This is a genomic window from Streptomyces sp. YS415 (genome assembly GCF_023544665.1).
Taxonomy (GTDB): domain Bacteria; phylum Actinomycetota; class Actinomycetes; order Streptomycetales; family Streptomycetaceae; genus Streptomyces.
In genome coordinates this window covers 509,579-524,214 of the sequence record NZ_JAMJFL010000001.1, presented here as the reverse complement: position 1 = coordinate 524,214, position 14,636 = coordinate 509,579, and the positions used below count along the sequence as shown (strand labels likewise).

Genomic DNA, 14,636 nt, shown 5'->3' with positions numbered 1-14,636 from the left:
GAACTGCGCGACCAGCCACAACCAGCCGGCAGTCCCCCACGACGGACAACCCCCGACCCGCTAGGACTTCTGCTCGTTCCACTCGGCCTGCGCCTCGTTCAGCTGCTCGGCCAGCGTGTCCAGGAAGTCCTTCGCACTCATCTTCCCGAGCAGCACCTTCTGGAAGTTCGGCTCGTTGTCCGCCTTGGAAATGGTGTTCCAGTCCGGCAGGTAGTAGGGAAGCTGGACGATGGTCGTGGATCCGTCGTTCAGCGAGGCAGCCGCCAGCTTCGTGGGCTCCGCCTCACTGATCCACGCGTCCTTCGCCGCCTCGGTGTTCGACGGAATCGCGCCCGCCGACTCGTTCCACTTCGAGTTCGCCTCGTGCGACGCCGCGAACTCGATGAACTTCCAGGCCGCGTCCTTGTTCTTGGAGCTCTTGAACAGCCCCAGCCCGTCCACCGGGTTGGACACCTGGACCCGCTTGCCGGAGGAGCCGACCGGCTGCGGGATGCCCCGGAACTTGTCGACCCCGAACGCCTTCACATGGTCCTGGTAGGACCCCAGGTTGTGGTTGAGCATGCCGATCGTGCCGGAGTCCCACTGGGCGACCATCTTGGTGAAGTCGTTGTTGAGGTCGGCGGCCGGAGTGACCTTCTTGTAGAGGCCCGCGTACTTCTCCAGCGCCTCCACGTTCTTGGGGTCGTTGACGGTGGTCTTGTCGCCGTCCCAGAACGAGGTGATCCCGCTCTGCCCGTACATCGCGTCCAGCGCCTGCGCGATCGAGCCCGCGCCGCCGCGGATGGTGTACCCGAACTGGTTCTTGCCGACGTTCGTGAGCTTCTCGGCGGCCTCGTAGAAGGCGTCCCAGGTCGTCGGCTCCTCCAGGCCCGCCTTCTTGAACAAATCGGTCCGGTAGTACAGGACGCCGTTGTTGGCGGAGGTGGGGATGGAGTACATGTGCTGCTCGGAGCCGCCGGCCACCTTCACCGACTCGACCATGTCCTCGTTGAGCTTGCCGTTCAGGCCGGACTCGGCGAGCCGGGTCTCCACGGGCTCCAGCGCGTCCTGTGCGGCGATCCCGGCGAGCATCGCGGCGCCGACACCGCCGACGTCGGGCAGTCCGCCGCCCTGGATGGCGGTGTCGTACTTGGACTGCACCTCGGTGGCGGCGATCGGGACGTACTCGACCTTGATGTCCGGGTTCGCCTTCTCGAAGTCGGTGATGATCTCCTTCCAGATGTCGGTGCGCACACCGCCGTTGTTGTCCCAGAAGACGATCTCGCCCTTGCCGGAGCCCTCGGATCCCTTGTCCCCGCCGCTGCCACTGCCGTCGTCGCCGCAGGCGGTGGCGGTCAGGGCGAGCACGGAGCCCAGGGCGACGGCTATGGCAGCGCGCCTGCTTCTACGGATGCTGATCTTCATTGGTCGGCTCTCTCTTCTGGATCCTGCGGGACATGCGGTGGTGGGGGTCAGTGGGTGGGGCGGGCCCGGCCGAGGTGCTCCTGCGGTCCCGAGAAGCGCTTCACCAGCGCGGGCACGGCGGCGGCGGGGTCGAGGCGGTAGTCGTAGAACTCCCGCGGTTCGAAGGCGGCGCCCCGGGTGTCGTGGCGTCCGGTGGTGTTCTCCAGGATCGATCCGCGCTGCACCAGCTCGGCGGTGGCGTCGGCCTGGTAGGGGTGCTGGACGTCCTGGTAGTAGCTGTTCTCGATGACCATCCGGGTCCGGCCGCGGGACCAGTTGCCGTAGGTCCACACCGGGTCGCCCGGATCCGCCTGCGCGGTCAGGTAGTTGTTGTACAGGTGCGCGTAAGCGGCGTTGTCCACGGACGGGTTGCGCTGCTTGGTGCGGGCGAACCAGTTGTGGTCGATGGTGATCTGGGTCCTGAGGTTGCTGGTCCACCCCAGGCCGAAGGTCTTGTTGTTGTTCTCGAAGCGGTTGTAGGAGACGGTCACGTACTCGCTGTCCTTGCGGATGTCGAGCTGCCCGTCGCAGATGTTCGAGAAGCGGTTGTGGTCGACCCAGACGTGGTGGGCGGTGTCCATCTGGATGCCGTCGAAGTCGGTGCCCTTGCAGTCCCAGTCGCCCTCGACCGCCGAGTCGCGGATCGTCAGGTTGCGGATGATCACGTTGTGGGTGCCGGGCCCGAGGCGGAGCTCGCCCTGGACCAGCTCCCCGCTCCGGCCGACCCCGACGATCGTCTTGTCGGAGGCGACCTCGATGACCGCCCCGAACGGCTCGGCGGTGACCGTGCCCGCGATGCGGATGACGTACGGCTCGGCCGCCGCCGCGTACCTGGCCAGCGCCGCCTGGTCGGTGACCGTGACGACCTTTCCGCCGGCGCCGCCGGTGGTGCCCCCCGCCAGGGAGGCGAACCCGTGCGGGCGGTCGGCGAAGCGGTCGGCCGTCGTGTCGGGGGCGGACCCGGCGTCCGCCTCGCCGACCGCCCCCAGGGCGAGGGCGGCGACCAGTCCCAGGACGGCGGCCATGGTTCTGCCCGCGCCTGGCAAGCGCTTGCCTCGGAGGTGCGTCATTGCGTCTCCCAACAGGCGTACGGAGGAAGTGGGTTACGAGGGAGTGACCGTGAAGTGCGTGAAGGTTGCCGCGCCTGCGTGTCCCTGGCCGGTGGGCGCGAGGGCGAACAGGCCGAGCAGGGCGCCGACCCAGCGCCAGGGGGTGGCGGCGAAGACAGGACCGGACGGAGTCCAGCCGTCCCCGACGTCGTACAGGAAGCGGCAGCGCGCGCCGGGGGTGATCTCGATCCGCAGCCGGGCGCGGCCCTCGGGGGCCGGGCGGGGGTGGCCCGCGTCGCGTTCGCTCCCCCACTGCCCGAAAGGCGTGGGAGGTGCCCCCATGGCGACGGGCTCGGCGAAGCGGTGGACGAGGTGGACGCTGCCGTCCGAGCCGCGCTGGAGGCCGATCCAGCCGAACGCGTCCCCGAGCACCGCGAGTCCGGCCCGCGCGCCCGGCTCGTCGCTGTCCAGGCGCAGGCCGACCTCGACGGTGGCCGGCCTGCCGGGCAGCCGCTGGGTGAGGACGTTCGGCAGTCTGCGCAGGTCGTGCGCGTCGGCCGAGCGGACGCAGGTGAGCCGGAGCCCGTCCGCGGAGTGCTGGGTGGACCAGCCCTCGCGGGGGTTGGCCGTCCACTGCCACTGCCGGCCGTGCCGGCCGCCGGGGAAGTGGTCGTCGGTGGCCGGCGCGGCGGGCGGCTGCGGCGGCAGGGCGGGCCTGCGGTGCACGGTGACGGGGGCGCCGTCCGCGCCGAGCACCGGCCAGCCGTCGGCGCCCCAGCGCATCGGCTGGAGGTGCACGACCCGGCCGTAGGCGCCGCGCTGCTGGAAGTGGACGAACCAGTCCTCGCCGGACCGGGTGCGCACCCAGCCGCCCTGGTGGGGGCCGTTGACGTCGGTGTCCTTCTGTTCGAGGACGATCCTCTCCTCGTACGGGCCGAAGAAGCCGCGGGAGCGGAAGGCGCCCTGCCAGCCGGTCTCCACTCCCCCGGCGGGGGCGAAGATCCAGAACCAGCCGTCGTGCCGGTAGAGCTTGGGGCCCTCCAGGGTGAACCAGCCGGGGATGCGGTCGCCGTCGACGACGACCTTGCCCTCGTCGAGGAGTTCGGTGCCGTCGGGGTCCATCCGGTGGCCGGTGAGCCGGTTCTTGATGCCGGAGCGGGACTTGGCCCAGGCGTGCACCAGATACGCCTCGCCGGTCTCCTCGTCCCACAGCGGGCAGGGGTCGATCAGGCCCTTGCCGGCCTTCAGCAGGTGCGGCCGGCTCCACGGGCCGCGGATCGCGGGGGCGTTGATCTGGAAGATGCCCTGGTCGGGGTCGCCCCAGAAGATCCAGAAGCGGTCGGCGTGATGGCGCAGGGAGGGTGCCCACACCCCGCAGTCGTGCCGTGGGGTGCGGAACTCGGCCGCCGGTTCCAGGCGGTCCAGGGCGTGCCCGACCAGGGTCCAGTTGACCAGGTCGCGGGAGTGCAGCAGCGGCAGTCCGGGGACGCGGCCGAAGCTTGAGGCGGTCAGGTAGAAGTCGTCGCCGACGCGCAGCACGTCCGGGTCGGACCAGTCCGCGTCGAGGATCGGGTTCGTGTACGTCGTCACGGGCTCACCGCCTTCTTGACCAGGGCCGCCGCCGCTTCCCGGTCCAGGCGGCCGTCGGCGACCACGGTGACGATGCGGCGCACGACGGTGTCGCCCGGGGCGACCGGCAGCCGGTCCCGGTGGGCGAGGGAGGAACCGACCCCCGGGTACTCGGCGGTCCGTACGAACCACGGGTCCTGCCGGGTCCGTTCGGTGGCGCCCGCGAACACCAGCGTCCAGGAGGAGCCGACGAGGGCGACCCAGTCGGCCCAGCTGCCGTGCGCCCGCTCCTCGCCCTCGGTGTCGGGGGTGAGGACGTCCGGGGCGGCGGCCTCCTTGCGGGCCCGCCAGAAGAAGCCGCCGTAGGCAGCACCGGGGCGGCCGTTGGTGGCCGGGCTGCCGATGGTCAGCGTGGCCGGGGTGGTGTTGGTGAGCGAGAAGGTGAAGTCCAGCGCCCAGGCGGAGCCGGTGAGTTCGGTGGCCGCGACGGTACGGCGCTCGTGCAGCAGCTCGGTGCCCGCGGCCATCCAGCGCAGTTCCTCGACGAAGCCGTCGGGGTCGCGCAGCGGGAAGCCGGCGTGGCGCTGGGCGCCGTGGTTGTCCAGCTCGGTGGGCCCCTGGTCGCGGACGAAGGTGCGCCCGCCCCAGAAGTTGTGCCCCTCGACGTCGGGAACGGCGACACCGACGCCGAGGTGGTGTGGGTGGTCGGCGGGGCCGAGTTCGGTGACCGCCGTGCCGGCCAGGGTGGTGACCGGGTGCAGGTACGGGCGCGGGGAGAGCCGTTCCGGCAGTTCGGGCCGGGTGACGTACCGGCCGACCGGGCGGCCCGCGACCCGCAGGACGGGGGCCTCGTGGGTCGTCATCATGTGCTCACCTCTTTGCGGAGTCCGTGCGGCAGCGCCCAGGGGGCGCCCAGCTCGGAGTAGAGGGCGAGGGTGTCGGCGGCGGCCGCGACCAGGCCGTCGACGCCGGGCACGACCCGGCGCTGTTCGTCGGGCAGCAGATGCCAGGCCCCGGCGGGCAGCGGCGCCGGGTCGGGGGCCAGCCGGACCGCCTCGACGACCTTCATGAAGGCGCCGGTCTCCTCCGGGGCGACCAGCAGGTCGTCGCCGTCGGTGAGATGCCGGACCAGGTTCTCCAGCAGGTCGGTGCGGCCGTACTCGGACTCCTCGGGGCCGTGGCCGGCGCGCTGGAGCAGCACCCGGTCCTGCTTGTACCAGAAGGTGATCCGGCCGCTGCTGCCGTGCACCACGACATACGGCTCGGCGGGCTGTTCGGCGCACAGGGTGGCGGCGACGGTGACCGGGTGGCCCTGTGCGGTGGCGACGCGGACGCAGGAGGTGTCGTCGGACTCGATGTCGTTGGCGCGCAGCAGCTCGGTCTCGACGTGGGTGACGTGCTCGGCGCGGGTCGTGCCGCCGAGCGCGAGGGCGGTGGCGACGGCGTGCGCGAGCGGGTTGGTCAGCGCGCCGTCGATCACGTCGACGCCGTTCAGGCGCCGCCTGCCGGCCCAGGGTGCGCGCCGGTAGTAGGACTCCGCACGGGCCCAGGCGCCGGCCCCGCCGATGCCGGCCAGCCGGCCGATGGCGCCCTCGGCGATCATCCGCCGGATCGCGGGCACCGCCTGCGAACCGAGCGACTGGAACCCGATCTGGCAGGCGATCCCGGCCTCCGCGACCCCCTCGGCCATGCGCCGGAACTCGGCGCAGGACGGGGCGGGCGGCTTCTCCAGGAGGAGGTGCACGCGGCGCCGGGCCGCTTCGAGGGCGAGGTCGGTGTGGGTCTGGATCGGGGTGCAGAGCACCGCGATGCGGGCGCCGGTGGAGTCCAGCAGGGCGCCGAAGTCGGCGGACTGCTCGGGCGTGCCGAGTCCTTCGGGGAGTTCCCGCGCGGTCAGCGGGGTCAGTTCGCAGATGCCCGCCAGCCGGACGACGCCCTTGTCCTGGAGCCGGCGGATGTTCTCCAGGTGCCAGCGACCGTGGCCGCGCGCGCCTGCCAGGACGATGTCCACGCCGCTCATGGGAGCCTCCCCGCGCCCGCGCCGCGTGCGTGGGCGGTGCCCGGCAGGGCGAGCGGGACGGCGAACCGATGCCTCCTCATCCCTTCACCGCCCCCGCGCTGAAGCCGGTGATCAGCCACTTCTGGATGAAGGCGAACACGAGCACCACCGGTACGGCCGCGATGATGCCGCCCGCGGCGAGCGCGCCGAGGTCGACGCTGTCGGCGCTCATCAGGGTGTTGAGGCCGACCGGGATGGTCTGCTTGTCCTGGTTGTTGAGGAACATCAGGGCGAACAGGAAGTGGTTCCAGGAGTGCACGAAGGCGAAGGAGCCGACCGCGATCAGACCGGGCCGCAGCAGCGGCAGCACCACGACCCGGAAGGCCCGCATCCGTCCGCAGCCGTCCACCCAGGCGGCCTCCTCCAGGGAGTACGGCACGTTCTTGATGAAGTTGCTGATCAGGATCATCGACAGCGGTAGCTGGAAGACGGTCTCCGCGAGGATGACGCTGACCAGCGAGTTGATCATCTGGAGTTCGGCGAAGATCTCGAACAGCGGCACCAGCAGCAGCGCGCCGGGCACGAACTGCGAGCAGAGCAGGGCGAGCATGAAGGCCCGCTTGATCTTGAAGTCGAACCGGGCGAGGGCGTAACCGCCGGCCAGGGCGACGACGGTCGTCATCACCAGGGTGGCGACGCCGACCAGGACGCTGTTCTGGAAGTAGGTGCCGAAGCTCCGCTCGTTCCAGACCTTCTCGAAGTGGTCGAAGGTCATCGGCCAGGGCACGAGCGAGGTCGAGCCGGCCGGGCGGAGCGCGAAGAGCAGGATCCAGTAGAAGGGAATCAGGGTGAAGACCAGATAGATGCCGAGCGGCAGATAGATCTGCCAGCGCGGGGCCTCGTCCCAGGCGCGGTGCTTGCTGGTGGGGCGGGGCGGCGGCGGGGTCTTGCGCGCGGCGGGCACGACCGGGGGGGCTTCCTTGATGCTCACTTGCTCTCGCCTCCGAACTTGCTCAGCCGCAGATAGACCATCGAGCAGAAGAGCAGGATCACGAACGCGACCGTGGTCAGGGCCGACGCGTAACCGAAGTTGTGGGCGTCGACGCTGGTGTTGGCGATGTACAGCGGGAGTGTCGTCGTCTCGCCCGCGGGTCCGCCGCCGGTGAGGGTGTAGAGCAGGTCGACGTTGTTGAACTCCCACACCGCGCGCAGCAGCGTGGACAGGATGATGGCGTCCTTCAGATGGGGCAGCGTGATGTGCCAGAACTGCTTGAGCCGGCCGGCCCCGTCGACCTCGGCGGCCTCGTACAGGTCCTTCGAGACGGATTGCAGGTCGGCGAGGATGAGGATGGCGAAGAAGGGGACTCCGCGCCACAGGTCGGCGATGATCGCCGCCGGGAAGACGGTGGAGGGGTCCGACAGCCAGCTGGTGCCGTAGGAGCCGATGCCCATGTCCGCGAGGTAACGGGTGATGCCCGTCTGGGAGTTGTAGAGCAGCACCCAGATCGCGGAGGTCAGCACTCCGGAGACGGCCCAGGGGGAGAAGACCATCGCGCGGCCGAGTCCCCGCCCGACGAAGGTCTGGTTGACGATGAGGGCCAGCGCGAGTCCGAACAGCAGTTGCAGTCCGACCTCGACGAAGACCCACTTGGCGCTGAAGACCAGCGTGTCCCAGAACAGCGGATCCTCGGTGAAGGCGTGGATGAAGTTGTCGAAGCCCGCGTAGCCGTTGCGCCACGGCTTGGTGGGGTTGTAGTGCTGCAGGCTGTAGTAGAAGACGCTGATCACCGGGTAGGCGATGAAGCCCAGCATGAGCAGGGCGGCCGGGGCGATCAGCAGGTAGGGGAGCCTGCGCGGGGTGGCGGAGGCACGGCGCCGCCTCGGTGGCGCGGGCGGTTTCGCCACGGCTGCGGCTTGGGCCATGACTGTTCTCCGTTCTCGGTGAAGCGCTTTCCGATCAGCGTTCGGGGGCTCGACCGAAGAGGGTGGTGGTCGAGGGGGTGGTTCAGCCGGCGTAGGGGTCGTGCACCGTGCCCGGACGGGCCAGGAACGCGAAGTCGCAGCCGGTGTCTGCCTGGGTGATCTGTTCGTTGTAGAGGGCGCCGTAGCCGCGCTCGTAGCGCGCGGGCGGCGCTGTCCAGCGCTCCCGGCGGCGGGCCAACTCTTCGTCCTCCACGTTGAGTTGGAGGGTGCGCGCTTCGACGTCCAGGGTGATGGAGTCCCCGGTGCGCACCAGGGCCAGCGGTCCGCCGACGTACGACTCGGGCGCCACGTGCAGGACGCAGGCGCCGTAACTGGTGCCGCTCATCCGGGCGTCGGAGATCCGCACCATGTCGCGTACGCCCTGCTTGAGCAGGTGGTCGGGGATCGGCAGCATGCCGTACTCGGGCATGCCGGGGCCGCCCTTGGGTCCGGCGTTGCGCAGCACCAACACGCTGTCGGCGGTGATGCCCAGCGCCGGGTCGTTGATGGTGCGCTGCATGGTCCGGTAGTCGTCGAAGACGACGGCGGGGCCTGTGTGCTTGAGCAGGTGCGGCTCGGCGGTGATGTGCTTGATGACGGCGCCGTCCGGGCAGAGGTTGCCGCGCAGCACGGCGACTCCGCCCTCGCTCGCGACCGGGTTGGCGCGGGTGCGGATGACGTCGTCGTCGTGGACGACGGCGCCCGCGATCTGCTCCCCGAGGGTGCCGTTGACGGTCGGCCGGTCCAGGTGCAGCAGATCGGTGATCCTGGACAGGAACCCGGGCAGGCCGCCGGCGAAGTAGAAGTCCTCCATGAGGTGGGTGCGGCCGCCGGGGCGGACGTTGGCGAGCACCGGCACGGTACGCGCGATGCGGTCGAAGTCGTCGAGGGCGAGCGGGACCTGGCAGCGGCCGGCCATCGCGATCAGATGGATGACCGCGTTGGTGGAGCCGCCCAGACCGAGCACCGTGGTGACGGCGTCCTCGAAGGCCGCGCGGGTCAGGACCGCGGAGGGCCGGGGCCCGTTCCAGGCGAGGTGCACGGCGCGGCGCCCGGAGGCGGCGGCCATCCGCTCGTGCCCGGAGTCGACCGCCGGGATCGAGGAGGCGCCCGGCAGGGTCATGCCGAGGACTTCGGCCGCCGCGGTCATCGTGGACGCGGTCCCCATCGTCATGCAGTGCCCCGGGGAGCGCGCCAGCCCGCCCTGCAGCTCGCGCAGTTCGCAGTCGGTGAGATTGCCGGCGCGGTGCTCGTCCCAGTACTTCCACATGTCGGTGCCGGAGCCGAGGGTCTCCCCCCGCCAGTGCCCCGGCAGCATCGGCCCCGCGGGCACGAAGAGCGACGGGACGTCGGCCGAGGCGGCGCCCATGAGCAGCGCGGGCGTCGACTTGTCGCAGCCGCCGAGCAGCACCGCCGCGTCGATCGGATACGACCGCAGCAGCTCCTCCGTCTCCATGGCGAGGAGGTTGCGGTAGAGCATCGGGGTCGGCTTCTGGTACGTCTCCGAGAGCGTGGCGACCGGGAACTCGAGCGGGAAGCCCCCGGCCTGCCACACGCCCCGCTTGACCGCCTCGGCGCGCTCGCGCAGATGGACGTGGCAGGGGTTGATGTCGGACCAGGTGTTGAGCACGGCGATCACGGGGCGGCCGCGGTACTCCTCCGCCTCGTAGCCCAGCTGGCGCATCCGGGCGTTGTGCGACCAGGTGCGCAACTGGCCCTCGGCGCCGTACCACTGGTGGCTTCTGAGCTCCTCCGGCGTCTTCATATGGACCATCCGGCGGCGATGGCGGCGACCTCGGCGCGCTCGCTCTCGGGCAGCTGCCTGCTCGGCGGGCGGACGTCCCGGCGGCACAGGCCGAGGGAGGCGAGGGCCTCCTTGACCACGGTGACGTTGTTGGCGGAGCCGCTCGCGGCCCGCAGTTCCTCGAAGCGGCGGATCTGCTCCCAGACCTTCATGGCGGCCGGGTAGTCACCGGAGCGCAGCGCCTCGATCATGTTCAGGGAGACGGCCGGGGCGACGTTCACGAGCCCCGAGGTGAAGCCGGTGGCGCCCGCCGAGAAGTAGGAGGGGGCGTACGGCTCGGCGAGCCCGGCGACCCAGACGAAGCGTTCGAGCCCCGCGTCCCGGGCGAAGGCGGCGAACTTGGCGGCGTCCGGGACGGCGTACTTGACGCCGATGACGTTCGGGCAGAAGTCGGCGAGTTCGGCCAGTCGGGCGCCGGTGAGCTGGGCGTTGCGGATGTAGGGGACCACGCCCAGCTCGGGCACGGCCTCGGCGATGGCACGGTGGTAGTCGACCCAGCCGTCCTGGGAGACATAGGGATGGACGGGCTGGTGGACCATCACCATCGCCGCGCCCAGCTCGCGGGCGTGCCGGGCGGAGGCGATCGCGGTGGGCACGTCGTGGCCGACGCCGACGAGGATCACGGCACGGTCGCCGGCCTCGTCCACGGTGAGCTCGGTGACGAGCCGGCGCTCCTGAGGGCTGAGGGCGTAGAACTCACCGGTGTTGCCGTTGGGGGTCAGGGTCCGGATCCCCCCGTCGAGCAGCCGACGCAGCAGGGCCCGGTGGACGTCCTGGTCGACGCTGCCGTCCTCGGCGAACGGGGTCACCGGGATCGACACCACGTCGGCCAGGGCCGCCCGCTGGGTCTCGAACGTCTCGCTGCTCATTCCTGACCTTCCTGGTTGGCGGTGCCTGGGACCTGGATGGCGGTGCCGGGGAACGCCCGCTCGACGAACGACGCGATGTGGGCGTGCAGGGCGCGTGCCGCGCCGTCCGCGTCGCCGCCGAGGGCGAGCCGCAGGATCTCCTCGTGCTCACCGGCCTCCCGCTCCCAGGAGGGGGAGGCGGCCCAGGCGACGGCGGAGACGAGGGCGGCCTGGTCCCGGACCTCGTCGAGCATCCGGCCGAGCAGCGGGTTGCCGCAGGGCAGGTACAGGGCGCGGTGGAACTCCCGGTTGGCCAGGGAGCGTTCGGCGGTGTCGGTGGCCTGGTCCGCGCGGGTCAGCGCGTCGCGGGCGGCGTCGAGCGAGGCACCCCGCCGGACGGCCCGCTTCAGCGCCTCGGGCTCCAGGAGCAGCCGCACGTCGTAGACCTCGCGCGCCATGTCCGCGTCCACCATGCGCACCGTGACGCCCTTGTACTGGTTCATCACGACGAGCCCGGTCCCGGCGAGCGTCTTGAGCGCCTCGCGCACCGGGGTCTTGGACACCCCGAACTGCGCAGCCAGCTCGGCCTCCACCAAAGCCTGACCGGGAGTCAACTGGCCAGTGAGGATACGGCGTTTGATCTCCTCCAGCACGTACTGCGTGCGGGAGGGGATCGGCGTGGGCACAGAGGTCATGCGCGCCTCTCGGATCTCACATATCGCGTCTCATATATGACGTACGAAGTACGACGCGATGAAGGTAGGAGCGCCCCTGTGTTTCGTCAATGCTTCGGACAAAGAAAGTCGAAGTTGCGTTCGGGCGGAGTGCGTTGCTCCGGTCCGGGCGGTGGCGGTACGCCGACGGAGGCCGAGGCAGCGCGGGTCACATGAACGTGTTCGCCTTCGCGATGCCGGTCGGTGTCGCCCGGGTGCGCGCACGGCCGGGTCCGTGTGCCGCTGCAACCGCGTGCTGCGCGTGAGGGTCCTGCGGGGCGGCTCTGTCGCCGCCCCGCTCACTGCCTTCGGCTACGGCCGCGTCCAGTGCGGATCCCGCCCGCTGAGACCCACCGCCCGGTCGAGGAGAGCGGCGTCCTGCGGTACCGGGACGACCGGACCGAAGATCTCGCCGCGGCTGGGGTCGTCCTTCGAGGCGAGGAGGAAGTCGTGGGCGGCCCGGAGGGCGACCGGGTCGGGGTCGTACGGCTGACCCGTGGCCACGGCCAGGTCCCAGCCGTGGATGACCAGTTCGTCGATGGCCACGGCACCGGCGACGGCGCCGGGCAGGTCGACGCCGCCCGCCCGGGTCATCCCGGTCCAGGCGGCCGGGTCGCGCCAGGCCCCGGCGAGTTCGTCCAGGACCTTCGGGAACTCCTCGCGCCAGCCGGGGCCGATGTCGGGGACGGAGGCGGTGGGGGCGGTGTCGGTCGTGGCGCCCAGGTTCTTGCGGCCGGCGTCACGGAAGGCGACGGACAGGCCCAGCAGGTGGCCCAGCAGATTGCGGACCCGCAGGTCCGGGCAGGGCGTCGGGCCCGTCAGCTGCTGGTCGGTCACGCCCTCGGCAAGGCGGGCGAGGACCTGGGTCTGGGGTCCCAGGTCGATGATCGAGTCGGTCATGGGGCTGCTCCTCGAGGTCGGCACGGCGGTCCTGAAGCGTGGACCGTCCCGACCCCGGAAACTCATCGCCCGTACCCGGGGAAACGGCTCTCCCGACGGCGGCTCCCACCCGCCGGCACCACCACCGCCGCCCCGGCGCCCGTCAGCCCCCGGAGAGCGTCGCCCGCACCAGTTCCAGGTCCCCGTCGGATGCCAGCCCCGCGTGGTACAGCCGCAGCTCCGTCGCCCCGAGCCCACGCGCGCGTGCCGCGTCCGCGGCGAGGGTGCCCGGGCTGCCGCCCATGCCGGAGACCACGGTGAGGTTGGCGGCCAGCACCCCGCGCCGCTGCTCCGCGAACGGCGCCAGCGCGCCGGGGCCGCCGGTACAGGGCACGACCACACCGTCGGCGACCGACAGGATGTGCGCCGGATCCACACCGGCGTTCGCCCCGCAGTGGTAGGACACGGGGTCGGCGTGCAGCAGCACCTGGAAGCCGTCCGGCGCTGCGGCACGGACCGCGGCGACGGCCGCCTCCTGGAGCGTGCGGGCCGTCTCCTCGCGCCACGCGCGCGTGGCGGCCGCGTGGCCCTCGCCGAGCAGCTTCTCGACGTCCGCCCAGCCCTCGTCGGCGGCCACGCCCCGCCACAGCGGCTCCAGGGCGGCCCGGACGGCCGCCGCCAGCTCGTCGGCGTCCAGGCCCTGGGCGCCGTAGCCCTGCCGGCAGGCCGGGCAGAAGCAGAGCGACATCAGGTACTGCCCGGCCTCCCCCAGGCCGACGCCGCCGGTCTTGTCGTGGGCGTGCAGATGGGCGAGGCCGTACCAGCCCAGCGACTCCAGTTCGGTGCCGCGCGCGCCGGGCCGTACCGCCGCCTCCGCGGCCAGCTCGGTCAGGTACGCGCGCGTGGCGGGCTGGGCGATGCACGGGGCCCAGGGGTAGCGGTCCCCGTAGGCGTTGACGACGGAGGTGTGCGGGTGCTCGGCGCCGAGGCGGGAGTTGTGCGCGAGCACCACCCAGGTGTGCACCTCCAGGCCGGCCTCCGCGAGCGCGGCCGCCGCCTCGCCGTAGGCGTCCCCGGGCGCCCAGTCACCGGCCGCGTACGGGCGCAGCTCCCGGCCGTCCCAGCGGGCGTCCGCCGGGTAGAGCACGGCCGCGTGTTCGGCCGTGACGATGCGGTGGCGCGGGTGGCGGGGGGTGAGCGCGCGCGTGGAGTGGTAGGCGGCGGCCAGGGTCACCTGCCCGACTCCGAGGGCGGCGATCCGCCCGGCCGCCTGCGGGTCCCCGTTGACGTCCCAGGGGTAGACGAACGCCGACGCCTTCACTTGCCGTCCTCCTCGTCGTCGAGCAGCGCGTACCCGCGCTCGATCAGCAGTGCGAGCTGCTTGACATGATCCTCGCCCGGCTCGTGCAGCGGCGGCCGGACCTCCCCCACGTCGAGGCCGCGCAGCCGGACCCCCGCCTTGACGAGCGCGACGGCGTACCCGCGGCCCTGGGCGCGCAGTTCGACAAACGGCCGGTAGAAGCCGTCCAGCAGGCGGCGGGCGGTGGCCTCGTCGCCGTGGCGCAGCGCCTGGTGGAAGGTGAGGGCGATCTCGGGGGCGAAGCAGAACACGGCCGACGAGTAGAGGGTGACGCCGAGGGAGCGGTAGGCGAGCTGGGTCAGTTCGGCGGTGGGCAGGCCGTTGAAGCAGAGGAAGTCGCCGGGGACGTCGGTGCGCAGGGCACTGACGATCCGCTGCATGAGGTCCAGGTCGCCGAGGCCGTCCTTGAACCCGATGATCCCGTCGGTGCGGGCAAGTTCGACGACCGTCTGCGGGGTGAACACGGCGTTGTCGCGCTGGTAGACGATCACGGGCAGCGCGGTGGCCGCGGCGACCTCCCGGTAGTGCCGCAGCAGCCCCTCCTGCGCGGCGAGCACGAGGTACGGCGGCATGGCGAGCAGCCCGTCGGCGCCGGCCGCCTCGGCGAGCCGCGCGTACCGCACGGCGAGCGCGGTGCCGTAGCCGGTGCCCGCGACGACCGGCACCCGCCCCGCCGTCACCTCCACGGCCGCCCGCACGCACTCCTGGTACTCCTCGGGCGTCAGCGCGTGGAACTCCCCGGTCCCGCAGCAGGCGAAGACGGCGGCGGCCCCCGCCTCCACTCCCCGGCGCACGTGCTCGCGGTACGCGTCGAGGCCGACGGCACCCTGGGGGCCGTAGGCGGTGACGGGGAAGAACAGCGGCCCGCTGGGGAGGCCGAGTCGAGCGGCGAGGTCGGCTGGCGTCACAGGCTCTCCCTAGAACGGGTCGGTCACGACAATGTGCAGGTTTCTGATCAGAGTTTATGTTTATGAACACCCGCTCCGCCACTCTTGACGAGACGGGGGGAT

General features: G+C 71.7%; 13 protein-coding genes. All 13 read right to left on the bottom strand.

Features of this window, described 5'->3' with window-relative positions; translation table 11 throughout:
• Positions 1-60: 60 nt before the first annotated feature.
• The 13 genes from M8H82_RS02395 to M8H82_RS02335 all read right to left on the bottom strand — a co-directional run bounded on the left by M8H82_RS02395 (position 61) and on the right by M8H82_RS02335 (position 14,534).
• Positions 61-1,404: a sugar ABC transporter substrate-binding protein gene (locus M8H82_RS02395; protein ID WP_250070598.1), complete on the bottom strand. Its 1,344-nt coding sequence runs from the start codon at positions 1,402-1,404 to the stop codon at positions 61-63.
• A gap of 47 nt (positions 1,405-1,451) precedes the next feature.
• Positions 1,452-2,468 carry a polysaccharide lyase family 1 protein gene (locus M8H82_RS02390; RefSeq protein ID WP_250070597.1) on the bottom strand — a complete coding sequence of 339 codons (1,017 nt, stop codon included), beginning with the start codon at positions 2,466-2,468 and terminating at the stop codon, positions 1,452-1,454.
• A gap of 78 nt (positions 2,469-2,546) precedes the next feature.
• Positions 2,547-4,082, bottom strand: coding sequence for a glycoside hydrolase 43 family protein (locus M8H82_RS02385; RefSeq protein WP_250070596.1), 1,536 nt, complete (start codon positions 4,080-4,082; stop codon positions 2,547-2,549).
• Entirely contained in the window at positions 4,079-4,924 is an 846-nt protein-coding gene (locus M8H82_RS02380) for a PmoA family protein (protein ID WP_250070760.1), read from the bottom strand. The genes M8H82_RS02385 and M8H82_RS02380 overlap by 4 nt, the downstream gene beginning before the upstream one ends.
• On the bottom strand, positions 4,924-6,081 hold the full coding sequence (locus M8H82_RS02375; protein ID WP_250070595.1) for a Gfo/Idh/MocA family protein: 1,158 nt from the start codon (positions 6,079-6,081) through the stop codon (positions 4,924-4,926). The genes M8H82_RS02380 and M8H82_RS02375 overlap by 1 nt, the downstream gene beginning before the upstream one ends.
• Before the next feature lie 76 nt (positions 6,082-6,157).
• A complete protein-coding gene (locus M8H82_RS02370; RefSeq protein WP_374211616.1) occupies positions 6,158-7,051 on the bottom strand; it encodes a carbohydrate ABC transporter permease in 894 nt (297 codons plus the stop codon).
• Positions 7,048-7,983, bottom strand: coding sequence for a carbohydrate ABC transporter permease (locus M8H82_RS02365; protein ID WP_250070594.1), 936 nt, complete (start codon positions 7,981-7,983; stop codon positions 7,048-7,050). The genes M8H82_RS02370 and M8H82_RS02365 overlap by 4 nt, the downstream gene beginning before the upstream one ends.
• An 82-nt stretch (positions 7,984-8,065) precedes the next feature.
• On the bottom strand, positions 8,066-9,796 hold the full coding sequence (gene araD / locus M8H82_RS02360; protein ID WP_250070593.1) for an L-arabinonate dehydratase: 1,731 nt from the start codon (positions 9,794-9,796) through the stop codon (positions 8,066-8,068).
• Positions 9,784-10,695: a dihydrodipicolinate synthase family protein gene (locus M8H82_RS02355; protein WP_250070592.1), complete on the bottom strand. Its 912-nt coding sequence runs from the start codon at positions 10,693-10,695 to the stop codon at positions 9,784-9,786. Before M8H82_RS02355 ends, araD begins: the two co-directional genes overlap by 13 nt.
• Positions 10,692-11,369 carry a GntR family transcriptional regulator gene (locus M8H82_RS02350; RefSeq protein ID WP_250070591.1) on the bottom strand — a complete coding sequence of 226 codons (678 nt, stop codon included), beginning with the start codon at positions 11,367-11,369 and terminating at the stop codon, positions 10,692-10,694. The genes M8H82_RS02355 and M8H82_RS02350 overlap by 4 nt, the downstream gene beginning before the upstream one ends.
• 330 nt (positions 11,370-11,699) lie before the next feature.
• The gene (locus M8H82_RS02345) at positions 11,700-12,287 is read right to left on the bottom strand and encodes a TIGR03086 family metal-binding protein (protein ID WP_250070590.1); all 588 of its coding nucleotides are present in this window, start codon (positions 12,285-12,287) and stop codon (positions 11,700-11,702) included.
• Between the two features lie 142 nt (positions 12,288-12,429).
• Positions 12,430-13,587 carry a hypothetical protein gene (locus tag M8H82_RS02340; protein ID WP_250070589.1) on the bottom strand — a complete coding sequence of 386 codons (1,158 nt, stop codon included), beginning with the start codon at positions 13,585-13,587 and terminating at the stop codon, positions 12,430-12,432.
• Positions 13,584-14,534: a 5-dehydro-4-deoxyglucarate dehydratase gene (locus M8H82_RS02335; RefSeq protein WP_250070588.1), complete on the bottom strand. Its 951-nt coding sequence runs from the start codon at positions 14,532-14,534 to the stop codon at positions 13,584-13,586. Before M8H82_RS02335 ends, M8H82_RS02340 begins: the two co-directional genes overlap by 4 nt.
• Between the last annotated feature and the right edge of the window lie 102 nt (positions 14,535-14,636).